24 protein-coding genes and 1 pseudogene are annotated in these 24,459 nt (G+C 43.7%); 23 read left to right on the forward strand and 2 right to left on the reverse strand.

What is annotated here, in order from left to right; genetic code table 11:
* The 19 genes and pseudogenes from JCM14374_RS03840 to galE all read left to right on the forward strand — a co-directional run.
* A partial coding sequence (locus JCM14374_RS03840; protein WP_242848812.1) for an SAF domain-containing protein occupies positions 1-237 on the forward strand: 237 nt, incomplete at its 5' end.
* 19 nt (positions 238-256) lie between these two features.
* Entirely contained in the window at positions 257-493 is a 237-nt protein-coding gene (locus JCM14374_RS03845) for a hypothetical protein (protein ID WP_054693709.1), read from the forward strand.
* A gap of 24 nt (positions 494-517) precedes the next feature.
* Positions 518-1,933, forward strand: coding sequence for an AMP-binding protein (locus tag JCM14374_RS03850; RefSeq protein ID WP_054693712.1), 1,416 nt, complete (start codon positions 518-520; stop codon positions 1,931-1,933).
* A complete protein-coding gene (locus tag JCM14374_RS03855) occupies positions 1,926-2,972 on the forward strand; it encodes a LuxE/PaaK family acyltransferase (protein ID WP_369397289.1) in 1,047 nt (348 codons plus the stop codon). The genes JCM14374_RS03850 and JCM14374_RS03855 overlap by 8 nt, the downstream gene beginning before the upstream one ends.
* Positions 2,973-2,981: 9 nt before the next feature.
* The gene (locus tag JCM14374_RS03860; protein WP_207641582.1) at positions 2,982-4,190 is read left to right on the forward strand and encodes an acyl-CoA reductase; all 1,209 of its coding nucleotides are present in this window, start codon (positions 2,982-2,984) and stop codon (positions 4,188-4,190) included.
* 41 nt (positions 4,191-4,231) lie between these two features.
* The gene (locus JCM14374_RS03865) at positions 4,232-4,897 is read left to right on the forward strand and encodes an MBL fold metallo-hydrolase (protein WP_054693718.1); all 666 of its coding nucleotides are present in this window, start codon (positions 4,232-4,234) and stop codon (positions 4,895-4,897) included.
* A 70-nt stretch (positions 4,898-4,967) separates the two neighbouring features.
* The gene (locus JCM14374_RS03870; RefSeq protein ID WP_054693721.1) at positions 4,968-5,321 is read left to right on the forward strand and encodes an EamA family transporter; all 354 of its coding nucleotides are present in this window, start codon (positions 4,968-4,970) and stop codon (positions 5,319-5,321) included.
* 4 nt (positions 5,322-5,325) lie between these two features.
* Positions 5,326-5,649 carry an EamA family transporter gene (locus JCM14374_RS03875; RefSeq protein ID WP_242848813.1) on the forward strand — a complete coding sequence of 108 codons (324 nt, stop codon included), beginning with the start codon at positions 5,326-5,328 and terminating at the stop codon, positions 5,647-5,649.
* Positions 5,650-5,793: 144 nt separating this feature from the next.
* Positions 5,794-6,537: a class I SAM-dependent methyltransferase gene (locus JCM14374_RS03880; protein WP_207641583.1), complete on the forward strand. Its 744-nt coding sequence runs from the start codon at positions 5,794-5,796 to the stop codon at positions 6,535-6,537.
* A 9-nt stretch (positions 6,538-6,546) separates the two neighbouring features.
* Positions 6,547-7,680 carry a dTDP-4-amino-4,6-dideoxygalactose transaminase gene (gene rffA, locus JCM14374_RS03885; RefSeq protein WP_054693727.1) on the forward strand — a complete coding sequence of 378 codons (1,134 nt, stop codon included), beginning with the start codon at positions 6,547-6,549 and terminating at the stop codon, positions 7,678-7,680.
* Positions 7,681-7,922: 242 nt separating this feature from the next.
* Positions 7,923-8,905, forward strand: a pseudogene (locus tag JCM14374_RS03890) (glycosyltransferase family 4 protein).
* The gene (locus JCM14374_RS13375; protein ID WP_157048943.1) at positions 8,881-9,033 is read left to right on the forward strand and encodes a hypothetical protein; all 153 of its coding nucleotides are present in this window, start codon (positions 8,881-8,883) and stop codon (positions 9,031-9,033) included. Before JCM14374_RS03890 ends, JCM14374_RS13375 begins: the two are co-directional and overlap by 25 nt.
* Before the next feature lie 16 nt (positions 9,034-9,049).
* A complete protein-coding gene (locus tag JCM14374_RS03895) occupies positions 9,050-9,454 on the forward strand; it encodes a hypothetical protein (RefSeq protein ID WP_054693733.1) in 405 nt (134 codons plus the stop codon).
* A gap of 101 nt (positions 9,455-9,555) precedes the next feature.
* Positions 9,556-9,855 (forward strand): glycosyltransferase family protein, encoded by a 300-nt coding sequence (locus JCM14374_RS14435; protein WP_242848814.1) that lies wholly within the window; start codon positions 9,556-9,558, stop codon positions 9,853-9,855.
* 41 nt (positions 9,856-9,896) lie between these two features.
* Complete coding sequence (locus JCM14374_RS03900; RefSeq protein ID WP_242848815.1) at positions 9,897-10,673, forward strand: glycosyltransferase; 777 nt, start codon at positions 9,897-9,899, stop codon at positions 10,671-10,673.
* Between the two features lie 21 nt (positions 10,674-10,694).
* The gene (locus tag JCM14374_RS03905) at positions 10,695-11,966 is read left to right on the forward strand and encodes a phosphomannomutase/phosphoglucomutase (RefSeq protein ID WP_369397290.1); all 1,272 of its coding nucleotides are present in this window, start codon (positions 10,695-10,697) and stop codon (positions 11,964-11,966) included.
* Positions 11,936-12,064, forward strand: coding sequence for a hypothetical protein (locus tag JCM14374_RS15610; protein WP_369397291.1), 129 nt, complete (start codon positions 11,936-11,938; stop codon positions 12,062-12,064). The genes JCM14374_RS03905 and JCM14374_RS15610 overlap by 31 nt, the downstream gene beginning before the upstream one ends.
* Before the next feature lie 139 nt (positions 12,065-12,203).
* On the forward strand, positions 12,204-13,607 hold the full coding sequence (locus tag JCM14374_RS03910) for an undecaprenyl-phosphate glucose phosphotransferase (RefSeq protein ID WP_054693736.1): 1,404 nt from the start codon (positions 12,204-12,206) through the stop codon (positions 13,605-13,607).
* 15 nt (positions 13,608-13,622) lie between these two features.
* On the forward strand, positions 13,623-14,648 hold the full coding sequence (gene galE / locus JCM14374_RS03915) for a UDP-glucose 4-epimerase GalE (RefSeq protein WP_157048944.1): 1,026 nt from the start codon (positions 13,623-13,625) through the stop codon (positions 14,646-14,648).
* 103 nt (positions 14,649-14,751) lie between these two features.
* Here galE and JCM14374_RS03920 read toward each other — a convergent pair whose 3' ends face one another.
* A complete protein-coding gene (locus tag JCM14374_RS03920) occupies positions 14,752-15,336 on the reverse strand; it encodes a Uma2 family endonuclease (RefSeq protein ID WP_054693743.1) in 585 nt (194 codons plus the stop codon).
* Positions 15,337-15,721: 385 nt separating this feature from the next.
* Between JCM14374_RS03920 and JCM14374_RS03925 the strand changes: the two genes are divergently transcribed.
* Together JCM14374_RS03925 and JCM14374_RS03930 are read left to right on the forward strand one after the other, a co-directional pair.
* Positions 15,722-17,881, forward strand: coding sequence for a hypothetical protein (locus tag JCM14374_RS03925; protein ID WP_054693746.1), 2,160 nt, complete (start codon positions 15,722-15,724; stop codon positions 17,879-17,881).
* Positions 17,882-17,892: 11 nt separating this feature from the next.
* Entirely contained in the window at positions 17,893-18,759 is an 867-nt protein-coding gene (locus JCM14374_RS03930; protein ID WP_054693749.1) for a prolipoprotein diacylglyceryl transferase, read from the forward strand.
* 171 nt (positions 18,760-18,930) lie between these two features.
* Here the strand turns inward: JCM14374_RS03930 and JCM14374_RS03935 are convergent, their stop codons facing one another.
* The gene (locus tag JCM14374_RS03935) at positions 18,931-19,515 is read right to left on the reverse strand and encodes a Uma2 family endonuclease (RefSeq protein ID WP_369397292.1); all 585 of its coding nucleotides are present in this window, start codon (positions 19,513-19,515) and stop codon (positions 18,931-18,933) included.
* A gap of 801 nt (positions 19,516-20,316) precedes the next feature.
* Here JCM14374_RS03935 and JCM14374_RS03940 point away from each other — a divergent pair.
* Positions 20,317-21,723 (forward strand): S-layer homology domain-containing protein, encoded by a 1,407-nt coding sequence (locus JCM14374_RS03940; RefSeq protein WP_054693752.1) that lies wholly within the window; start codon positions 20,317-20,319, stop codon positions 21,721-21,723.
* A 417-nt stretch (positions 21,724-22,140) separates the two neighbouring features.
* Positions 22,141-24,378 (forward strand): copper amine oxidase N-terminal domain-containing protein, encoded by a 2,238-nt coding sequence (locus JCM14374_RS03945; RefSeq protein WP_054693755.1) that lies wholly within the window; start codon positions 22,141-22,143, stop codon positions 24,376-24,378.
* Positions 24,379-24,459 lie beyond the last annotated feature (81 nt).

A 24,459-nucleotide genomic window follows, 5' to 3' on the forward strand; every position in this document is an offset into this window, starting at 1 on the left:
CTTGGCGAAACTGAAAGAATTGTTCTTAGTGCTGAAAAAGAACAGATTTTAAAGATGCGCCGGAGTATTATAGCAATTAAAGATTTAAAAGCGGGAACAAGATTGAGCATTGATATGTTAGATGCAAAACGCCCAGGAACAGGATTACCGCCGGAAAAAATATACGATTTAGTTGGTAAAATTTTGATTCGTGATGTGGAAGCGGATACCCTTCTTACAGAAGAAGACTATAAATGATCAATTGGAGGTTAATATAGTGGACAACCTGGAAAAGTACAACAAAATATTTATCGAAACTTTTGGAATTTCCCGGGAACAATTAAACGGACTTAAGTATCAAGATATTAAAGAATGGGATAGTATAGGGCACATGAGTCTGGTTGCTGGACTCGAAGACGAGTTTGAAATTATGCTAGATGCAGATGATATAATAGAAATGAGTTCTTATGAGATAGGAAAAGAAATATTGGCAAAATATAATATTATATTTTAAATACATATTAGATGGTGAATATCAATGATATGGCAGTTTGGTAAGTTTAGAAGCAATATTGCCGTAATTACTGAAGATGGAAATAGTTATTCATATGCTTGCCTTGAAAATGATTGCGATAAGCTTATTAATAACATTACTTCAGGCAGATGCTTAATTTTTAATCTTTGCTCTAATGAGATAGGTTCTTTGATTGGATATGTGGCCTTTATTAACAATCATATCGTTCCCTTGCTTCTCGATGCGCACCTCGATAGCACACTACTGGATTCATTGATTGAGGCTTATAAGCCGGATTACTTATGGCTCCCCTCAACTAGAAAAAACGAATTTGAGTATTTTAACGAGGTTTATTCGCAGTACAATTATTCATTATTAAAGACCCCATATACCAATGAATATTTATTATATGATGAACTTGCTTTGCTTCTTACAACCTCAGGTTCAACTGGCAGTCCGAAATTTGTAAGGCAGAGTTATGCCAATATCAATGCCAACACCGAATCTATTGTGGAGTATCTTCGGCTTGACGAGACAGAGCGGCCGATTACTACACTCCCCATGAGCTATACTTATGGACTTTCCATAATCAATACTCATTTATATACAGGCGCATCAATAATACTTACTGAAAAATCAATTATGCAAAAAGAATTCTGGCAGCAGTTAAAAGAATATAAGGCCACATCTTTTGGGGGTGTTCCCTATACATATGAAATACTTGACAAATTACGGTTCTACCGTATGGACCTTCCTTATTTGCGAACCATGACCCAAGCGGGGGGGAAACTCTCGCCGGAGCTGCACAAAAGGTTTGCCGAGTACGCAAGGGAGAATGGCAAAAGATTTATTGTAATGTATGGCCAGACCGAAGCTACCGCGCGTATGTCCTATTTGCCTCATGAAAAATCAATTGAAAAGTCTGGCAGCATGGGGATAGCTATACCAGGAGGCAAATTCTCGCTTATAGATATAAATGGACAAGAGATAAGCGAACCTGAGGTAACTGGAGAACTCGTATATCAAGGAGCTAATGTTACCCTGGGATATGCGGAGTATGGAGAAGACTTGAAAAAGAGTGATGAACGTGGAGGAATTCTGGTCACCGGAGATATGGCAAAACGTGACGAGGAAGGATACTATTATATTGTTGGCCGCAAAAAACGGTTCCTGAAGATATTCGGTAACCGGATAAATCTTGATGAGACTGAGCGGATTATCAAAGATAACTTCAAAGATTGTGACTGTGCTTGTGGGGGAATAGACGATGCCATGCATATATTTGTTACAAATCCAGCATTACTTGAAAATATAAAACAGTTTATTACCAGTAAGACAGGATTGAATCATATAGCATTCAAAGTAAGATATATTGATGCGATTCCTAAAAATGAATCCGGGAAAACATTATATAGTGAACTGGAGAAGTATTATGATTGACTATGAGGAAATACTTGTAATACCTCCATACTCACTAGATAAAAATACCAAAGAACAACTACTATCAGAAACGCTTAGACAGTTAACAATCGCACATTATAACAAATGCGTAGAGTATAAACGAATGCTGGATGCGATTGGATTTAATCCTGAAAAAATAAAAGGCTATTATGACATCCCTTTTTTGCCGGTGAGTTTGTTCAAAGAATTAGAACTTTTAAGTGTAGACAAGTCCGCAGTATTCAAAATCATGACTTCTTCTGGAACGACGGGACAAGCAGTATCCAAAATATTTCTCGACAAGACAACCTCCAGCAATCAGCAAAAAACCCTGGTAAAGATTGTTTCTAATTTCACAAATTCAGCAAGATTGCCAATGTTAATAATTGACAGCCCTTCTGTAATTAAAAATCGTTCAATGTTCTCTGCTAGAGGAGCGGGTATCCTGGGTTTTTCCATTTTCGGGACTGATAAAACCTACGCGCTTGATGATGATATGACTATCGATTTTGCTGCCATTGAGTCTTTTTTAGATCGTCATCAAGGACAGAAAATTATGCTTTTCGGGTTTACCTATATGGTATGGCATCATTTTTATAAGGAACTATTGAAAGCTGAGCTAAGGATTGATTTATCTAAAGGCATTCTTATTCACGGTGGTGGCTGGAAGAAATTGATTGCCGAAGCTGTATCCCCTGATCAATTCAAACAATGCCTGGAGGATGTCTGCGGTCTTTCCGATATTCATGATTATTATGGAATGGTTGAACAGACGGGTTCCATTTATATGGAATGTGAGTATGGACATCTACATGCAAGTATATTCTCTGATATTATAACCAGGAGACATTTAGATTTTTCTCCTTGTGATATAAATGAAACTGGCATTATTCAAGTCGTTTCAATGCTCCCCGAATCATACCCGGGTCATTCTTTACTGACCGAGGATGAAGGCGTTATTTTGGGTGAAGATGATTGCCCATGCGGCAGGAAAGGTAAATACTTTATAGTGTTAGGCCGGCTTCAGAATGCGAGATGAGGGGATGCAGTGATACATACAATGTTACGTTCAGATAAGTATAAAGAATTACGCTTTGTTGTAGGTAATGAAGATACATTAAGCCAGATGCTTAAAATATCTCCGTTGCAGCCGTTCTCTGATGAGGTTCTATCTTTCCTTAATGACTTATCCAAGAAGGTAATGCGCTCCGGTACATACTATTCCGATGTTATGACTTTTGGCTTTTGGTGCCGGCGGGCAGCTCTTCAGCGGGAAAAAAATAATTATGATGATATAGCACATCGGTTAGGGAGAGGCATCGTATTTCATAGTACTCCTTCTAATGTGCCTGTGAATTTTGCTTTTAGTTTTGCTGCTGGTCTGCTGGCGGGCAATGCCAATATAGTACGTATTCCGGCCAAAGAATTTGAACAGGTGAAGATTATATGCCTAGCGGTAAATGAACTGCTGGAAGATAGTCATAAGAATTTAGCTTCATATATCTGTATGGTTAAATATCCGGCGATAACTGAAATAACTGATATTTTTTCATCAATCTGTGATAGCCGAGTTATTTGGGGTGGAGATCGTACGATTGAAGAAATTAGGGAGTCACCGCTTAAGCCGAGAGCAAATGAGATCACCTTCGCCGACCGTTATTCCATAGCGGTAATTAACGCGGACGAATATCTTAAGGCAGATAACAAAGACCGGATTGCACAGGATTTTTATAATGATACTTATTTTTCCGATCAGAATGCCTGCACTGCTCCGCGAATTATAATCTGGCTGGGTAATAAAAAAGACGAAGCTAAGAAAGAATTTTGGGGTTCTGTTTACTTACTGGTTAAGGAAAAATATACGCTTGCTCCGGTTCAATCGGTTGGAAAACTGCATGCATTGTATAAAATTGCATCTCAGCGAGAAGTTAAACTGGAAAAAGGCGAAGATCAGCTGATAAATCGAATAGCAGTTAGTTATCTTGATAATGACTTGATGAACTATAAATATAACAGCGGATTTTTCTTCGAATATGATGCAGTGTCATTACATGAAATCATTCCGGTATGCGACGAACGTTGTCAGACATTGACTTATTACGGATTAAGCAAAGACGAACTTGAACAGTTTTTAGTGGATCATAGACCTCATGGAGTGGATAGGGTTGTTCCTATGGGCAAATCCATGGACTTTAATCTGGTGTGGGATGGTTACGACTTGATCAGAAGTTTGTCAAGAAAGATATCCGTTATTTAAGCACTAAAAGCCCGACATTTTGAGTTTTAGGGAGTTATTTAATGCAAATAAGCTGTGTTGTCGAACGGTTAACTGATACTAATGGATATATTGTTTCAGATCCCTCTACACGCAGAATGATTATCATTGATCCCTGTAATTCAAGTTTAATAGAGCCATATATTTTTAGCGGTCATTTGCATAATGAATTTATTATTCTTACCCATGAACACTATGATCATATTGCCGGATTGAACGAACTTAGAGAATTATCTCACTGTCCTGTTATTGCACATAAAAAATGCAGTGAGTCTATACAAAGCCCAATACATAACATGGCGCGATACTATCATATATTATTGACACTCAGAAAACAGAAAACTGAATCAGAACAATTTGCAATACCAAACATAAACAGGAATTACCGGTGTCAAAAAGCTGATATTGAATTTATGGATTATTACAATTTTAGTTGGCATGGTCATAGTATTTTAATACAAAAGACGCCAGGTCATTCGGAGGGAAGTTGTTGTATTTTGATAGACAACAAATATCTATTTACAGGTGATACGTTATTGAACGACTATGAGGTTATTTTTCGTTTCCCTGGCGGAAGCGAAGAAGCATATTATAAACGTACTATACCCTTTTTTGAAACTCTAAGTGCAGACACAATTGTATTCCCTGGGCATGGAAGAACATTTCTTTTGAGAGATGCCTTGAGATAAGAACTTTACTGCAATGGGCATGCATTCATGCACTATTTTATGTTGATAATTAGTCGGGAGTGTATAATTGATGGCAGAGTCAAGTAAACGATGGTTAGGCATGTTTTTTTTGCAGCTTTCAATAATGATACTTAGCATCGCTGGTATATTTGCAAAGAAAGCTTCGACTGTAGATTTTCTATCAAATAAGTTTTTAATTTATTATAGCGTGGAATTATTTTTTATCGTTTTATACGCGATCCTGTGGCAGCAAGTTCTAAAAAAAAATGAGTTATCGGTAGCCTATGCAAACAAAGGTACCGTAATTATTTGGACCTTTATCTGGGCGGTCATATTCTTTAAGGAAACCATAACGGTTAATAACATTCTTGGTGCAGTATTGGTTATTGCCGGAATAGTATTGGTATTTAAAGATGCTAAATAAATACGTGGCAATTTTCCTATTATCGGTATTTATCGCCTCACTTGCCCAGATTATTCTTAAAAGAAGCGCTGATTCAAGACATAGGAACTTTATTAGTGAATACTTAAATACTAAAGTCATAATTGGTTATATGCTCATGGGTATATCAACATTGGGTGCAATATTCGCTTATCGTGGGATAGAATTAAAAAATGGCCCAATTCTTGAATCAATAGGTTATGTATTTGTTTTAATGTTAAGTTGGGTTTTCTTAAAAGAGCAACCTAGCCGATATAAGGTATTCGGAATTATTTTAATCATAACAGGTATTATTGTTTCAACTTATTAAGAGATTATCTTGGAGGATCTATGAAAATATGCCTGAGTTGTAATGCTAGATTTAATATATCAGAATGGAACTGTCCAGAATGTGGGTTTATTCCTATAAATAAAGAAGGCTATTTATGTTTTGCCCCAGACCTAACTAAAGAAAGTGAAGGCTTTAAGTACATATTTTAATGATTTATTTATATTGGAAGACCAAAACTTTTGGTTTAGATCACGTAATTGTTTGATAGCATGGACCGTACAGAAATATTTTCCTCAAATCAGAAACTTTTTGGAGATAGGCTGTGGAACAGGTTATGTGCTATCGGGAATACAAAAAAAATTTCCCCAAATAACATTAAATGGAACCGATATTTTTGTTAGCGGTCTTGATTTTGCATCTCAGCGATTAGATAATGTGCAATTTTTTCAGATGGATGCGAGAAAGATTCCTTTTGATAATGAGTTTGATGTAATAGGAATTTTCGATGTTTTAGAACATATTCCAGAAGATGAACTTGTTTTATCTGAGGTATTTAGATCAGTTATCAAAGGTGGGGGTATACTTATTACTGTTCCACAACATCCTTTTATGTGGAGTATTACTGATGAGTTTGCTTGTCACATTAGGCGATACACAGAAAAAGAACTAAAAGTAAAGGTGGAGAGAGCCGGGTTTAAGGTCGAGAGAATCACTTCCTTTGTTTCATTATTATTTCCTTTGATGCTTATGTCACGTCTGCGAAGTAAATCACAAAATGAACCGTTTAACCCTATTGGAGAGCTTAAGGTAACCCCGATATTAAATAAGAGTTTGGAATGTATTTTGAGTTTTGAAAGATTATTTATTAAAGCGGGAGTATCATTTCCTTTTGGAGGTTCGTTACTTTTGGTTGGACGAAAGGTTTGATTAATAAGAATGAATATTCCGTTTAATATGCCGCTTATTTTGGGAAAAGAAATTTATTATATTAAACAGGTACTGTCAAATCAAAAGCTATCTGGTGACGGCCCGTTTACAAAAAAATGTAACACCTGGCTGGAGGAAAATTTTGGATGCAAGAAAGCCTTATTGACAACCTCCTGCACCCATGCTTTAGAAATGGCAGCCATTTTAGCAAAGATTCAGCCCGGGGACGAAGTAATAATGCCCTCCTATACCTTCGTTTCTACCGCCAATGCCTTTGTATTACGCGGAGCGAAGATCGTATTTATTGATATTCGTCCCGACACTATGAACATGGACGAAAACCTTATTGAAGCAGCTATAACAGAAAAGACAAAAGCTATTGTCCCGGTACATTATGCTGGTGTGGCCTGTGAAATGGATACGATTATGGGGATTGCCAGGCGGAATAACCTGCTGGTTATTGAGGATGCTGCCCAGGGGGTCATGAGCAAGTATAAAGGTAAATATCTGGGGACGATCGGGCATATGGGTTGCTTCAGCTTTCATGAGACCAAAAACTACACCTGCGGCGAAGGGGGGGCTCTGATTATTAATGATGAGCGTTTCATTGAAAGGGCGGAGATAATTCGCGAGAAAGGAACTAACCGCTCAAAGTTTTATCGTGGTCAGGTGGACAAATATACATGGATAGATATGGGCTCTTCGTATTTGCCCAGTGAACTGAATGCTGCTTATCTATATGCGCAATTGGAGATGGCTGAAGACATAAATAACAACCGAATTAATAGCTGGAATTCTTATTATGAAGAACTCAGTCCTCTTGCTGATATGGGAAAAATTGAACTTCCTCATATACCTGAAAGTTGCCAACATAATGCTCATATGTTCTATATTAAAGTACGTGACTTGAAGGAAAGAACGGCTCTAATTGAGTATCTGACAGTAAATGAAGTAAATAGTGTGTTCCATTATATACCTTTACATAGTTCACCGGCAGGAATGAAATATGGCTATTTTCATGGTAATGATAATTTTACTACACGAGAAAGCGAGAGGTTATTGAGATTACCAATATATTATGGACTTGGCGAAAGTGAGATAAGTGATGTTATTTCGGTCATAGATAAGTTTTATAAGTCATAATAATATTATTTTATGGTTCCTACCAGACGGATGGTTTACAGGGTATATTGATGTTTGGATCAAGGACGATACCGGATAATTAGAACTTAAAGTTTAACACCAAAGTAATTGCATATAAATGGATTTTATGAACAAGGCGTTTCCTGGTTTAAAAACATTATGTAGAATAGAGGGGGGTTACCATATGGTAGTCCCTGATTTTGTATTATCAGATTAAATATACGGGGTTCGGATATAATTCTATGCGGGTTTTAATTGATGCCAACACTATTAATACCGGTAAGTCAGGTATTGGCTATTATACATATAACCTTATCAGAGAGTTGAGCCGCCTTACTGACAATAGCTTTGATCTGACCATGGCTATAAGGGGCAATGTCTGGCGGATGCTGGAGAAGAACGGCTTTGATAATGTTCATAATCTGGTCGTTGAAGAAAAACATTTTAGAAAATATTTGCCATTCCCTTCTCAAAGCCTGCAGGGTTATGATATATTTCATGAACCCAACTATGTTCCGCGAAAGTTTAATGGTGCTACAGTGGTGACGATAGCAGATTTATCATATCGTTTTTTCCCTCAATATCACCCATGGCGCAGAGTTAAGATGCTGCGGTTGTTTGAGGGCCGTATGAGAAATGCGTCAAGGATCATCACCATATCCGAAAACTCACGCCGCGAAATAGAAGAGGTTCTAAGAATACCGCCTGAAAGAATAAAGGTTACCTATCTGGGGGCTGATGAGAGTTTTAGACCGTTTAAAGTAGATAAAGATAAAAAAGATGAGATGATTGCAAAATACGGATTACCTGAGCATTTTGTACTATTTGTCGGTAATATAGAACCGCGGAAGAACCTGGAACGCCTGGTGCAAGCATATTACCTTTGCAGGCAGGAGGGGAATTTCCCGGATGAGATAAAACTCGTGCTGGCCGGTGGGAAGGGCTGGCTCAATGAGGGGGTTTTTTCTCTGGTGAGTTCGCTGGGACTGGACCTGGATGTAATTTTCACCGGTTATGTAAGGGACGAGGATCTGGCGGTATTATATAATATGGCGTTAGCATTTGTTTATCCCTCGCTTTATGAGGGCTTTGGCTTACCTCCCTGGAGGCGATGTCCTGTGGGATACCGGTAATCAGTTCAAATACTTCATCTATTCCCGAAGTGGTTGGCGATGCGGGTATCCTGGTGGACCCATACAGGTGGAGGATCTGGCGGCTGCTATGACCCGAGTGGCAGAATCCGGTTCTCTGCGGCAGGAGATGTCTCTGCAGGGATTGGAACGGGCCAGGCGGTTTTCCTGGAAGAGGTGCGCAGGGGAGACCCTTCAGGTTTACCGGGAGTGTATGGAGTAATGTGGGAGGATTTCTGATGAATCGCAAATGGGAGACCTTATTACTGGTTGTACTGGGGTTGCTGATTATTGGGGCGGTTGTATATAATGCCCGGGTCATGAGCCGGATTTATATGGTGGAAAACGGGCTGGATCAGGACAATAAAGTATGCAAGGCCAGGATATTACCGAACCAGTATGATATTAGTATTAAGCAGGGTGAAAAGGTTAAAATGAATCTGGTTGTGGCCAATGAAGGTAATTTTATCTGGATGAAGGGCGGCAGCAGCCGGTGCATTTGTCATATCATTTGCTGGATGAAAAAAAGAAGGTGTTGGTTTACGATAATCCTCGTTTTGAATTGCCGCATGATATCAGGCCGGATAGTGAAATTGATATGGATATTAAGCTGGGGTTTAAGCAAAAGCCTGGAACTTATATAATAGAGCTTGACCTGGTTCAGGAAGGCGTAACCTGGTTTGGGGAAAAGGGTTCGCCCACAACCCTGGTTAAGCTGCATATTGAAAAATAGGAGAAGTTCTAAATGCGAGTGGCCATTGTTCACGATTGGCTGACTTCTATGGATGGCTCGGAAAAGGTAGTGGAATTAATTCATCGTATTTTTCCCGAAGCGCCTATTTATACGCTGGTGTATAACCAGAAAGCTATGCCGGAGGCGTTTAAAAACATAGATATCCGTACATCGTACCTGCAGAGGTTTCCGCTGGTCCGGAAAAAACACCAATGGTTTCTCCAGTTTATGCCGGCGGCGGTAGAAGCTTTTGATCTGCGTGAATATGACCTGGTTATCAGTTCCTCGACTTGTTGTGCTAAAGGGTTATAACCCGCTCCGATACCTGCCATATATGTTACTGCAATACCCCTATGCGCTATGCGTGGGACTTTTACCAGGATTACCTGGAAGGCCGGAGTAACCTGGTTCGTTGTTACATAAACCGCCATATGCATCACATACGGTTATGGGACCGTGTTGCTGCGGACAGGGTAGATTATTTTATCGCAAATTCTATAAATGTAGCCGGGAGGATATATAAACATTATCGTAGAGAGTCTGAAGTTATATATCCCCCGGTTAATACAGATTTTTTTATCCCCGGCTCTAAAATGGAAGGGGATTACTTCTTGTCGGCAGGGCGGCTGGTAGGATATAAGAGGGTGGATCTGGTCGTTAAAGTCTGCAGCCGGAAGGGGTTAAAATTGATGGTTGCCGGTGACGGGGAGGAATACAAGCGGCTTAAATCTATAGCCGGACCGACCGTAGAGTTTCTGGGCAGGGTAAGTGATGATGAACTGCTAAAGTTATACCAGAATTGCCGGGCGTTCATATTTCCGGGCGAAGAGGATTTCGGGATTATGCCTCTGGAGGCCCAGGCATGCGGGAAACCGGTTATAGCCTATGGGCGCGGGGGAGCGTTAGAAACGGTTCTGCAAGGCCGCAGCGGACTGTTTTTTTACCGCCAGGATGAAGAGAGCCTGGCCCAGGCTATAGACTGTTTTATTAAAAATGAGAATGGTTTTGACAGCGGGATAATCCGCAAACATGCTGAGGGTTTCGGAGTAGATAGGTTCATAAATGAGTTTACGAATATGATTGATAAACTCTATGGGGATTTTACTCAACGTAAGAATCGAAATAAGTAATCGCAGTGGAGGGACGGACTATTGTTATCAGCATCAGTATTCAGGCAGTACGATATTAGGGGTAAAGTGGGAACGGATTTTGATGTTCAGGGAGCCGAACAGATTGCCCGGGCTTTTGGGGCTTACGCTCTGGAGCGGAGGCACGATCGTATACTGGTAGGGCGCGACAACCGGGCCAGCTCTTTGCAGCTTCGAGATGGTATGGTTGAATCTTTATTGGCCTGCGGTCTCGATGTCATCGATATCGGTGAGGTTATAACCCCGGTGTTTTATTTTGCCAGCCGTTATTTGGATATTGATGCGGGTATTATGATTACGGCCAGTCATAACCCGGGGCATGATAACGGCTGCAAACTGCTGCTGGGCAGTTCCACGATATACGGGGAAGAGATTCAGGAAATCGCCCGCCGGGCTATGAATGGCGAAGGGGTTGTGTCTGCAAAGCGGGGAAAATTCAGTTCCATAGATGTAAACGACGCATATGTTCAAGATATAAAGGGCCGGATACAAATGGGGCCTCGCCGTTTGCAAGTAGTGGTGGACTGCGGCAACGGTACGGCAGGATACATAGCTCCCCGCCTGCTTCGTGAACTGGGTTGCGAGGTAATAGAATTGTATTGTGATTCTGATCCCGCCTTTCCTAATCATCACCCGGACCCGGTGAAGGTCGAAAATTGCCGGGATTTGATTAATACAGTAAGGGCGGAGGGAGCTGACCTGGGGATTGGTTTCGATGGTGATGGAGACCGTTTGGGGGTAGTAAGCCCCAAAGGCAGCATTATCTGGGGCGATATGTTGATGATTCTATACTGGCGGGAGATTATTCTCCGCTATCCTGGTGCGGATTGTATAGTGGAAGTCAAGTGTTCGCAGGCCTTGGTTGATGAGATAGAGAGGCTGGGGGGCCGGCCTATGATATATAAAACCGGGCATTCTTTGATCAAAGCGAAGATGAAGGAAATAGGGGCGGTTTTTACCGGGGAGATGTCCGGGCATATGTTTTTTGCGGATGAGTATTACGGCTATGATGATGCCTTGTATGCTGCTGCGCGGCTGTTACGGATTTTATCGCGTTCAGATAAAAACCTGGATGACTTGCTGGTGGATGTGCCCAAATACTATGCTACTCCGGAAATAAGGGTTAAGAGCAGTGATCATGCGAAGTTTGCGATAGTTGACCAGGTATTGGAACATTACCGTTCTCTATATGAGGTTATTGATATTGATGGGGCCAGGATTCTTTTTCCCGGAGGCTGGGGCTGGTGCGGGCATCTAATACTGGACCTGAGTTGATTGTTCGCTGTGAAGGCCGTACGCCGGAAGTTTTAGAAAGTATTAAAAAAGAACTGTTTGGCTTCCTGAATACTGTAGGATTGGAAATAAGTTATTAGCCAATAAAAACCAGAGGCCTGTACATAAGGACTTCTTTATTTTTGGAGGCAATATCCGTGTTTTGCAGATAAGAAAACTGGTATATTAGGTATAAGGTATCGTCTGGAACTGTTCAAGCAACATAGGAAGTGAACTCTTTTGATCAAGGAAAACCAAAAACACCTGAACCGCCTGCTGGTGGGGATTGATGCTTTATCTCTAGTGGCAGCTTATTACTTAGCCTGGGTGATTCGTTTTCAGACAGGTTTGATAGCATTAGAATCAGTACATTTGACTTTGGACTATTATGTTAGACTGGCCATTTTAGTTATTCCCGGTTTTCTTCTCCTGTATAATTCCTTCGATCTCTATGCCCCCTATCGCTACAAAAGCCTTTTTGAAGAGACCCGTAATATTTTTACCGCTAATTTAATGGGGCTGCTCTTGTTAATAACCCTTCTGTACATATTAAAACAGGTTGATTATTCCCGCTACTTTCTTGCGATTTTTGTCCTGCTCTCCGTTGTCATTCTCACCTGCGAGCGGGCATTCATTCGTTATGTTCTTCGTTCCGCGCGCAGGAAAGGGCTGAATATTAAGCACATCTTGCTGGTGGGTTACAGCGACCTGGCGCAGGAGTTTATACAGCGGGTGGAAGAACACCGGCACTGGGGTTACGAGATAGCCTGTATTTTGGACGATGATTACGAAGCGGATTCTGTTGTTGAAGGGGTAAGGTTTGGGGGAGGCCTGGCCAATTTCGAAACGGTGGTTAACAGCCTGGGCATTGATGAGGTGTTTATTACCCTGGATTTAACCGATTATGATAAATTAGGGGACATTATTGCCGCTTGTGAAAAGAGCGGGGTCAGGACACAGATAGTGCCTGATTATTACAAGTATATCCCGGCTCGTCCCTATGTGGAGGAACTGGACGGTTTGCCGGTTATTAATATCCGCCACATTCCCCTTGATAATATTGTGAATAAGGTTATCAAAAGGGCTATCGATATTATTGGTTCGTTATTTGCACTAATACTTTTTTCGCCGGTGATGCTGGTTGTCGCTATACTGGTCAAGTGCACTTCCCCGGGACCGGTCATATACCGGCAGGAACGGGTAGGGATGAACCGCAGGCCTTTTAATATGTATAAGTTTCGCTCTATGTACATGCAGCCAGCAAAGCAGGATAAGACCCGCTGGACGGTCAAGGGTGACTCCAGGGTTACTCCGGTAGGGAGTTTTATCAGGCGTACCAGTATAGATGAACTGCCACAGTTGGTTAATGTATTACGCGGGGAGATGAGCCTGGTGGGGCCGAGGCCGGAGAGACCGTATTTTGTGGATATTTTTAAGGAGGAAATCCCGAAGTATATGGTAAAACACCAGGTCAGGCCGGGTATTACCGGCTGGGCGCAGGTGAATGGCTGGCGCGGGGATACTTCGATTAAAAAGCGTATTGAGCACGATATTTATTATATTGAAAACTGGAGCCTGTGGTTTGATTTTCGGATTTTAGTATTAACTATTATCAAGGGTTTCATAAATAAAAACGCTTATTAGCGGTTTGAGGAGTTTGTGATGTATCTTATTATTGGCGGGGCCGGATATATAGGTTCGCATATCGTCAAACGCATGTATGAAGAAGGACGGCAATTTATTGTTTTGGATGATCTCTCTACCGGTCATTTGGAGGCTCTTCAGGCGATAGAAAATAATGCTGACCATTTTGGAGGCAAAATTGTTTTTATAAAAGGAAATGCCGGAGATATGAGCTTGCTCAGGCAGCTATTTATGGACTACCCGATTAAAGCAGTAATTCATTTGGCGGCGTGCAGCCTGGTGGGCGAGTCCATGCAAAAGCCGGGAAAGTATTTCCTGAATAATGTGAGTAATACCGTCAGTCTCCTGGAATGCATGATGGAATATAACATTAAGCAGATAGTCTTTTCTTCGACTGCTGCTGTGTACGGTGAACCGGAGATAATCCCGATACTTGAGGACGTTGAGACGAGGCCCGCCAATGTTTACGGCGCTTCCAAGCTCATGGTGGAAAATATATTGGAGTGGTATGGCCGTATTTATGGATTAAGATACGTTGTTTTGCGTTATTTTAATGCTGCCGGGGCCGATCCGTCAGCCGTTATCGGCGAGGACCATAAGAATGAAACCCACTTGATCCCTATTTTAGCCCGGGCAGCCCTGGGGCTAATTCCCTGTTTTAGCCTCTTTGGTGACGATTATGCGACTGCGGACGGGACCTGTGTACGGGACTATATCCATGTAAACGACCTGGCCTCAGCGCATTTGCTGGCGGTGGACGCGCTGAATGACGGGAGGAGCAGCAGGATTTATAATCTGGGCAACAACCAGGGTTATTCGGTGCGGGAAGTGCTGAATGCGATGGAGCAGGTGAGCGGAGTGTCTATTCCTTGTGCGGTTTTGGAGCGGCGTGCTGGAGACCCGGCCATTCTTGTTGCCAGTTCTGAAAAGATTAAGCAAGAACTAGGATGGAGGCCTGTTCATACTGATATATATGATATCGTTGGTACCGCCTGGGAATGGCACAGGAAACATCCGCAAGGCTATGATGCCAGAGACTAGCCGGGTTTTGAAAGCTTGGGTTGAATCGTAGAATTGGCAAAAAACTGCGGAAGAGGAGGTCCCATAATCACCTGGCCTATCCTGGTGCTTGCGCGCTTAACCCTCATATGCCGGCAAACACATCTTCCAGCTTAATGGCAAGGCCCGGGAAGAGTTCGCACTCCATTATGTCACTGTCAAAATAGGTGCCGGTTTTATCATAGATGCCGTTGTCATTCAGGTGATACACATCCAGAACCTTTTCCTTCGGAAATACCACCCAGTATTCTCTAACCCCGCATTTTTCGTACAGATTATATTTTTCCGACAGGTCTTTCTTGGCCGTGGCATGTGAGAGTATTTCGATAACCAGATCAGGAGCGCCTTTGCAGCCTCTGGCATCGATTTTGGCCGGGTCACAGATTACGCATATGTCAGGCTGTACTACCGTGTCTATTTCTTCATCCTTTTCATTTCCCCAGGGCAGGCGCACGTCAAACGGGGCATGGAAAATGTTACAGGGCTTATTGGCCGCAAAGGGAATCAATTGTCCCAGCAGTTGAGTGGAAACGCGCTGGTGCTCGGTAGACGGGGCCGGAGACATCTCATAGGGCACTCCATCGATTATTTCCCACCTTTCCTCATCAGGCCATTTCAGGTAGTCGCCGTAGGTATATTTCCGGCCTGGTCTGGGGGCCGACATGGACATAATCATTCCCTCCTTTTGCGTGAACGGAATAATATAAATACCGGCTGATAGAAGCCCTGCGGACAATTCCAATCTTTGTAATTACTATTATAAATGAGCGGTTTATATGAAGGCAAGCCCGGGGTAATTGGTGATTTGATGCAGCGGTTGACTATAAGTTTTCTGCTGACCGGCAAGTGGTTTTACAAGCATTAAGGAAAGAAAACCAGAGGAATGTGAACAGATCCTGCAGTTTACGGTGTTTGCCGAAACAGCGGCGGGGATTATGGGAAAATATTTCATGTAATATCGTTTTTTCTGAGGTAATATCCTTTATGTGAAGGTTTTTACAAAGAAACGTCGAACCTTAAAAGGCAGTATTCTAATTATGGGAGGAGATTGTGCTTTGAGGAAAAAGCATCGTTTGCTGGCCTTGCTCTTACTGTTTGTGTTTACATTTTCTCTGGCTGGATGCGGAGGAGGAGGGGATACCGCCTGGGAATACCCGCAGGTAATTACGACCCCGCTTAAGGCCACCAGTGCAGGCGAAGCAGTCAGCCTGGGCAATCTGGATAGCAACCAGGTGAAGATCGATATTCCGGGCAGGACATTTGATAAGGCTACTGCGGTTACAGTCGCGACCCCTAAAAAAGTTCCCAAAGTAATGGGAAAGGAAATAACCCCTCTGGGATCCCCCATTGAAATCACATCCGGCAGCACCGAAGGGACGCGCCTTAACGAACCGGTAACCATTACCATGAAACTGGACAAAGAGGCTATAAAGGGCAAAACCGATCCCGGAAGTTTCTGGGTCACGTACTATAATGGTGAAAACTGGGACTATATCAAGCCCGATAAGGTTGATCTTAACGCCGGCACGCTGACTTTTACTACATATCATTTCAGTCTGTTCGGGTACGGCGAGATCAGCGTCGACGAGAGGCTGAAGAAATGGACCCAGAATGAAGCCCTGGTCACGTGGGCCCATGGCGCTGTGAATTCGAAGTTTGATGAAGCCGCGGGTAAGGTAATCGACCATATTTTAACCGATAAACTGGGTATAGAAGACGAAAGCATGAAGATGAAGGTGCTGGGAAGTCTGCTGAAAGACGGCGAATGGGGCGACATCAGGAAGAATATCCAGGAAGCCTACGCAAATGGGACCAGCGTTGATCAAGTCACGGATTTGAATGAAAAGATCAATCTCCTGGCCTGCAAAAAGATCGTGGATATTGTTCCTAAGAGCAAACTATCCAAGGCTCTGGAAGGAATTACAGATGATTTTGGCGCGGGGACGGTCAAGGCTGCCAGCCAGGCGGCGGGCGCTCTGGCCGCCGGCAACAAACTGGAAGCGGTTCGGATCATGGGAACGCACCTGTCTGACCAGTTCATTGCCACAACGGCCATTAAGATAGCGGCTTCCGCCGTACAGCTCCAGATCGACTGGTGGCGAAACTCTGAAGTCGAAGCGGCCTACAAGGTCTATAAGAACGGGGCTTCCAGCAAAATACCCTTCTGGGGCTATAACGTGGAAAAAGGCAATTTCGATGAATTATGGGAACAGATGAAGGGAGTATCCCGGCAGCTGTGTATCGAAGCCATCCAGGCCCAGGAGCAGGTGCGCCGCGAAGCCGGTTATCCTCCGTTGACCGATGCGGAAAAGGACCGGATCAGGGCTCTGGTCAAAAATGACCTGGAAAAGCAATTCAAACAAAGGATGAAGGATGATGAAGAGGTAGCCGCGGAACAGGAGAAGCTGAAAGAACTGGTAGACAAATATAAAGAAGCTAAACTCCTGGAAGTTGGCATGTTCGGTTATGATAAGCAGTATTCCATGGAACAGCGCCTCGATTTGCTGACACACCTGAAAGATAAGATATTGAAGGACACCGGGCGCAAAGGACTGACCAACGGAGCCTTCTCCAACAAAACCAATGTATCCTATGCTGACCTGGTTGCTCTCACCCAGGCCTGGTATACCAAGCCGGATGGCTGGCAGAAATATGCCCAGATGGTAAAAGAGAAATTCGGCATTGATCTTTTTCCCACCGCTGAGGAGATGAATGGCCTGTGGAACGGTACCTTTACCATAACATACTTGAATATGCCCCAAAGCAGCGGCAGCAGCCCTCAGAAGTCCAGCGGCGGCGGTCCGGGCGATCAAATTGTCGCTGGCTGCGAAGCATTAGGGCCAGAGATTATAAAGTCCCTGATAAATAATCCCCTGCCTGCCACCTACAACCTGCAGCTGGATAAAAACGGCAGCGGCACTCTGGGCTTGACCATTAATACCGGCCGCGATTCGGGAGCCCAAACGTATCCGGTGAGCTATAACAGCGGCTTGTTGACGGTTTCCGCATCTAAGGACGGCGGGGTTGTAAATATGAAGGGCATGGTTAATAAGGATAATGACAATAAAGTCTTGATCATCAACGGTACGGCTACCGGCAGCGGTCAGGGCGTTACTTTGAAGGCTGTCTGGAACTGCAGGAAGAGTATGCTGCCAACGCTGCAAGAAGCAAAACCAGACGCCGGCAACAAGAACAGTTCGCAAAATAAGAAATAAGTCAGGGCATAATGCACCCATATATTAATATTAATCTGGCGGGACATGAACTGGCCCTGAGAAGCTATACGGTTTTTATGCTGGCGGCCGCGGCGGCTGCTGTTTCCCTGGGCTGTTTGTTTGCGGCCCGGCGCGGTTTGCCCCGCGGCAAGACGCTGGTTTGGGCCGTGGTTACCGCTGCGGCTATGTTGCCCGGGGCCAGGATCATGTACGCCTTGACCCATATGAATATTATCCGCAGCCAGCCCGAACTATTATGGGCCGTGAGCCCGGCGGGTTTTTCCCTGTACGGCGGGCTAATACTGGCGGCAATAGTCGGATGGGCAGGCTGCTGTATTTTAAAGCTGCCGCTTTGGCGTATGGCTGATACTTTTGTTATCGGACTGGCTTTTGGGCTGGCCTTGTTGAGGGTGGGGTGTTACCTGAACGGGTGCTGTTTCGGGCAGGTAACCGAGCTGCCCTGGGGAGTGGTGTTTCCTCCCGGCAGTTTTGCCCATAATTACCAGCTGGCCGCAGGACAGAAGGGCGCTTTGTTGTTCGGGCTGCCGCTTGTGGGTCCGCTGCCTGTGCATCCCACCCAGTTGTATGAATTGGCGGCGGCGCTTTTCGGCGCCCTGCTGGCAGCATATATTCTGCGGCAGCGTAAAAAAGACGGGTGCGCCTTTCTCACGTTCGTTATCTGGTTTACCGGCTTCCGTTTTCTTAACCGCTTCCTGCGGGCAGCCCCGCTGCCTTCCCACAAAACTGGTCTGTTTGAACCGGTTTTATATTTGCTTATCATGGTGATGGGCGTATTCCTGCTTATCAGCATCCAATCAGGCAGAAGGGCTGACGAGTCTTCCTCTGTATGCGACAGACATATTACCCCCATTGATTGAGCAGGTGTAATCTGTGGGATAAGTCGATTATTTCCCGCCTTTTCTCATCAGGTCATTTCAGGCAGTCGCCGCAGCTATATTTCCGGCCTGGTTTGGGGGCCGACATGGACATAATTAATCCGTCCTTATTAAAAGCAGACATTATTATGTTTGTAATTCCTGTAGCAGTAATCAATTATCCCGAAACACCAGGCCCAGGTCTATTTCGAGGTCTTCAAAGATGCTGGGCTTAACACGGGCATCTTTTTCATAGGTACGATTCTTCTGGTATTTGCCTTCTTCGTCCAGCAGATAAACATCCAGGACCTGATCCAGGGGAAAGACTACCCAATATTCTTTTATTCCGGAACGCTCGTAGAGATCATATTTCTCCCGCAGGTCCTTTTTCGTGGTTTGGGGCGACAGGATTTCCACAACCATAGCTGGAGCTCCCCGGTAACCTCTCCGGTCAAGTTTAGAATTATCGCATATTACCACGATGTCAGGCTGCACTACGGTTTGTATGTCTTCATCCTTTTCGTCTCCCCGGGGCAGGCGCACATCAAAGGGGGCGGGGAAGACCATACAGCTTTTTCCGCGCAGGTAAAGGTGCAGTTGTGAAGCAATCTCGAGCAATATCCTCTGGTGTTCGCTGGATGGAGCAGGACTCATCATATAGGGTACGCCATCGATTATCTCCCATCTTTCCTCACCCGGCCATTTCAGGTAGTCGCCATAGGTGTATTTCCGGCCTGGTTTGGGGGCCGACATAGACATAATTCATTTCCTCCTTTGGCATGAACGGTTACAACTCATTTAAAATATAAACGCCAAAAAGATTTCTGCGAGCAATTCCAATCTTTGTAATTATTATTATACGTGAGCGGCTGGAATGAAGGCAAGCTGGTGTATCTCTGAAACCTATATGGTTATGAAATTATAACAGGGGCGTTCGGAAGCTTCAGCCTCATAAATATAGAAATAAATTACTGCCTGCATAAATATATTTCTATATCGCTATTTACGTAATAGTGCTATTATATAGCCTAGGAATTTTAGGACTGGAATATGCTAGCAGTAATAGAATTAAGGAACCAAGAGCGCCAAAAAAGCGTCTAATGGGCGAAAGAGCTGCCTGAATATGTAAACGACATTATTTAACACTAAAAAATTCGGGATTTAATGCAGGAATTAGCTGGTACGCATAGAATATATGAACTTACAGACCACAGTTCGACCTCTATTTACTTATTTTGAACTGTATAGGGATTTCGATAAATCCACCCCGCCCTATATTAGGGGGACGGCGGGTCAAGGGATTTTTAGCGTTTTTCGACGGTTGGGGTGAGTCTGATTCGTTTCCTGGTACCAAGAAACGAAAGACTATAGAATTTTAAGGAAAGGAGGGCAGTATACTTAAGTTTATTCATTTAGTTTTCTTTTTCTTTGCAAAGAAAAGGCCCCAATGTCGACCTGATTTGAAAAACAAATGTTTTTCAAATTGACTTTCCCTCTTACGTATATAGCATACGGAGAGAAACGGAAAATCTTAGCACAACAAAAGGAGGGAAATCATACGTGAAATTATCACGAAAACCCAGAAACCTAGTTATCGTGATGCTGATGGCCGTTATGCTGCTAACCTTCGCGGGAATAGCGGCGGCAGCGCCGGCAGTAAACTGGACTTTCAGTGCTAATCAATTAATAGCCTCCGTTGGAGGTTCTGTGTATGAAAATACTTATCAGCATGTATATGCTACCGTTTATGCTAATGTATATGGACAGTTGGTGCCGACAGGCATAGTAAACCAGGATATTTATAGTTCTAAGCCTTTCCAGGTATCACTGGCACAACGTGGTTTAATATCCGGGCAGCAGTATTGGGTGAGTTTAAAGGTTTATGATCTAACAAATGCTCAAGTCATTGACTTACCACAAATCAACTTCAGATACTATGCAGATGATAACAGTTACATTCCAAGCGGAGGCGGCGGCGGTGGAGCAGTAATACCCACAACACCTGCCACAACATTACCCGCTATTAACGCGATCATTGGAACTCCGGTTTCCATAACCGCTGCTAGCGGTGGAACCATCAGCGCAACTGGTGTAACCATCACTATTCCAGCCGGAGCTTTGGCTGCCGATGTTAAGGTAACTATTTCCAAGGTTGCCGATACCGCAGGCTTAAAAGTAGACGCCAACAGCAAAATCATAAGTGATGTTTTAGAAATCATCAAGGATAAGACTGGCGACTTCAGCAAACCGATTACTATCACCTTGAATTTTGATAAGAGCAAGGTTGATTTAGACAAGTTTGATGTTAAAGTATGCTTCTTTGATGAGAAGGCTGGAAAATGGGTAGCGCTGGATAATATCAGTGTTGGCGATGGCAAAGTAAGCGGGGATGTAACACACTTTACCAAATTTGCCGTACTGACCTTCCCGAAGGAAGCTGCCAAACCGGCGGCCGGAACCCTGAGCGATATCGTCGGCCACTGGGCAGAAGCCAACATTAAGAAGCTGGTTGATGCCAAGGCTATCGCCGGCTATCCGGATGGAACCTTCAAGCCGAACAACACCATTACCCGGGCTGAATTCGCTACGGTTCTGGTAAAGGCCCTGAATATTGCTCCTTCCAGTGACAAGGTATTTGCCGACACTGCCAGCCACTGGGCCAAAGACAGCATTTCCGCCGCAGCCGCTGCAGGAATAGTCAATGGCTATAGCGCAACCCAGTTTGGTCCGAATGACCCCATTACCCGCGAACAGATGGCGGTAATGATCGTGAAGGCGGCTAAACTCGCCAAAGCAGAAGGCAAGACCTTCAGTGATGGCGCGGCAATCGCAGCCTGGGCCAAAGATGCTGTAGCATCTGCTACCGCAGCCGGTGTAATGAGCGGTTATCCCGATAACAGCTTCAAGCCGCAGGGCAATGCCACCAGAGCTGAAGCCGTAACCGTAATAGTCAAGGCTATGAAATAGTATAAGTCTCAGTTAGTTTTTCATAACTCCCGGGTAAGATGTAAATCTTCCCGGGAGTTGTTTTTTTCCTGCCGATTACTTTCCAACCTGTTATACCTTAATATTCCCATCTCAAAAGACCACATTCGACAAAATAATTCATAAACCAAGCCATATACAACAATATGAGATAAACCCGAAAATAAAAAAAGTCACAATTCGACAAAAACAGGAACAAAATAGCATAAAATGTCGTCATAATACCTGATCATAATCTTTTGGTGGAGACAATATGATCGTGTTATTTTAGTCTGTCTCTACTTGAATACCTGACAATTATGATTAATGAGGAAGGAGGAAGAGCACTAAACCAAAGCTGATACTTAAAGATTGATCACCTGGATTTTGAAAAAACATAGTAATAAAGGAGGAAAAAGAATGCTTAGAACACATAAGGGCATGTCCATAATTATGGCTCTTTGCCTGTGCATCGCTCTGCTGGCCCCGGTGTTTGTAGTGACTCCGGCCGATGCGGCTACAGTAAGCGCATCTAACGTTCCTACAGTTGCTAAAGCAGCTGGACAGAACCTGGGTTCAGTAATTATTGATTTTGGTATATTAAATGCTGGATTACACTCTGGCGTAATAAAACTTCCCACTAGTTTTGTTATAGCTGATGATGGCGATGGAACTGCTGTAGAAAACCTGAGAGTCAGCAACCTGTGCGGTGGTTTAGCTCCTGCGTTTGTTGCGGCTGCTGGGGTTCCTGCAGCTGGACAGTATCGTTTGATTGCGTTAAGTGCTAACCAACTGCAATTTGATATTAATGTTGCTGCAGTTGCCAGAGACGTCAAATTTGGTATTGTTTTAACCAATGTAACTGTTCCTAGTAGTGCTGATGCTACAATAAACGCTTCTGTAATTAAGCTTGATGGTGACTTCACTGATGGACTGGTTGCAGTGGGTAAAACCAGCGTAGGTTCTGTCGATATTTTGCGTACCGATCCCCCTACAGTAAGTGCTGGTAACCCTTCTATCATGGTTGCTCCAGCTACAAGCATATTCCAGATTCATGTAAGAGAAGATGTTGCTGGTGCTGTTGCCCAAGGTACTGAAACCCTGAAATTTAAACTTCCCAAAGGCGTTACCTGGGCTGCTGGTCCAACTGTAATGCTTTTCCCTGGAAACGTTGCTTTGCCCGCTGGCGAAGTTTTTACCTGTGATGTTACTGACAGCTCAATTCTGAAGATTCAACGTACTACCGCTGGCGGTGTACCTGCTGCAAAATACACCTTTACAATCAATGCACAAGTAAATATTGATGCTGATAGCGCAGCTTTTGGTGATATCGAAGCTATTATTTCTGGTCGTACCACCAGTAATAATAGTTCCATTAAAATCGCTACTTATCAGGATTTTGGATATACTGTAAAAGCTGAAAAGCCTGAAACTGAAGTAGTTGCTGGTTTACAAGCACAAACCATTTCGAATGTAACCATAAAAGAAAATATTGCTAATAGTTTGATTGCTGGCCGCACTATTACTGCAAAATTAAATGATGGTGCTAAGTGGAATGCTAACTTTGCAGGTATTGCAAAAGCAGGCGGATTTGCTCTGAACTTCACTCGTTCCGCTACTGACTTCAGCAAAGCTACCGCTACCATACCGGCTTTAGCTGGCAAAGGCGAATGTGCACTTGAAAAAGTTGAGATTGATGTTGCTGCAGATTATGCTGGCCCCATCGAAATTCAGTTCAGCGGAAATGCTGGTATCAATGACAAAATCACCGTTGCTAAAGCCCTTGCCCCTATCAGTGCAACCGCTGATAGCAAAGATATCATAATTGGTGTTCAGAATCAGGCTGCTGGCAAAATAACCATTAGTGAATCTAAGGCTGAAACCGTAAAGTCCCGCACTTTAGTTGGTGCTGCAGCAGATCTCGTTCTGTCAGCTCCGTATGGTGTGACCTGGGCGAAAGCTCCGACCGTAAAAGTAGTAGAAGGTGACTTGAGCTTGAATGTACCTACTACTGGTTTCGCAGTTGTTGGTGGCAAACATCAGGTAACCATTCCTGTTAAGTCCGTAAGCAGCAAAGCTTCTAAGATTGAAATCTCCGACATCGTTTACAATGTTGACCGCACGGTTCCTGAAGGCGACTTGAAGGTTGAAATCGGCGGATCTGCTCTTGATCAGACTTCAGTTTTACTGAACCCCACCTGGGTAAATCGTGACGTTGTTGCAACCGTAGTTGCAGCTAAAGTTATTACCCCAGCTCCGACCGAGGGAACCGTTGGTGCAGTTGCCGGTCAGTTCAAACTCGGCTCCAACATATACCAGGTAAATGGCGTATCAAAGATCATGGATGCCGCTCCTTATGTCAAAGACAGCCGCACATATGTACCGATTCGTTACTTGGGATATGCGCTGGGCCTGACCGATGCTGACATTGTTTGGGACGCCGCTGCTCAGAAAGCAACTCTGACATTAGGCGACAAGAAAGTTGAACTCACCATCGGCAGCACCACCATCACTGTCAATGGCGAAGCCAAGACCATGGATGTTGCTCCCGAAATCACCAATGACCGTACCATGCTGCCTGCTCGCTTCGTAGCAGAAGGCCTGGGCTTCCAGGTTGGCTGGGATGCAGGAACCGGAACTGTATTGGTATCCAAATAGTTGTCTCAAGACAAACAACAAGTAAAAAACCGGGTTCCCGTAAGGGACCCGGTTTTTTATTTAAGCGCATAGTCCTCTCGA

Source organism: Syntrophomonas palmitatica JCM 14374 (assembly GCF_001311885.1).
GTDB classification, from domain to species: Bacteria; Bacillota; Syntrophomonadia; order Syntrophomonadales; family Syntrophomonadaceae; genus Syntrophomonas_A; species Syntrophomonas_A palmitatica.

What these genes read in the sequence shown, in the direction of transcription:
- JCM14374_RS03850 (WP_054693712.1), top strand. Translation starts at nt 518, where the DNA reads ATGATATGGCAGTTTGGTAAGTTTAGAAGCAATATTGCCGTAATTACT.
- JCM14374_RS03855 (WP_369397289.1), top strand. Translation starts at nt 1,926, where the DNA reads ATGATTGACTATGAGGAAATACTTGTAATACCTCCATACTCACTAGAT.
- JCM14374_RS03865 (WP_054693718.1), top strand. Translation starts at nt 4,232, where the DNA reads ATGCAAATAAGCTGTGTTGTCGAACGGTTAACTGATACTAATGGATAT.
- JCM14374_RS03870 (WP_054693721.1), top strand. Translation starts at nt 4,968, where the DNA reads ATGGCAGAGTCAAGTAAACGATGGTTAGGCATGTTTTTTTTGCAGCTT.
- rffA (WP_054693727.1), top strand. Translation starts at nt 6,547, where the DNA reads ATGAATATTCCGTTTAATATGCCGCTTATTTTGGGAAAAGAAATTTAT.
- JCM14374_RS03895 (WP_054693733.1), top strand. Translation starts at nt 9,050, where the DNA reads ATGAATCGCAAATGGGAGACCTTATTACTGGTTGTACTGGGGTTGCTG.
- JCM14374_RS14435 (WP_242848814.1), top strand. Translation starts at nt 9,556, where the DNA reads ATGCGAGTGGCCATTGTTCACGATTGGCTGACTTCTATGGATGGCTCG.
- JCM14374_RS03900 (WP_242848815.1), top strand. Translation starts at nt 9,897, where the DNA reads ATGCGCTATGCGTGGGACTTTTACCAGGATTACCTGGAAGGCCGGAGT.
- JCM14374_RS03920 (WP_054693743.1), bottom strand. Translation starts at nt 15,336, where the DNA reads ATGTCCATGTCGGCCCCCAGACCAGGCCGGAAATATACCTACGGCGAC.
- JCM14374_RS03930 (WP_054693749.1), top strand. Translation starts at nt 17,893, where the DNA reads ATGCACCCATATATTAATATTAATCTGGCGGGACATGAACTGGCCCTG.
- JCM14374_RS03935 (WP_369397292.1), bottom strand. Translation starts at nt 19,515, where the DNA reads ATGTCTATGTCGGCCCCCAAACCAGGCCGGAAATACACCTATGGCGAC.
- JCM14374_RS03945 (WP_054693755.1), top strand. Translation starts at nt 22,141, where the DNA reads ATGCTTAGAACACATAAGGGCATGTCCATAATTATGGCTCTTTGCCTG.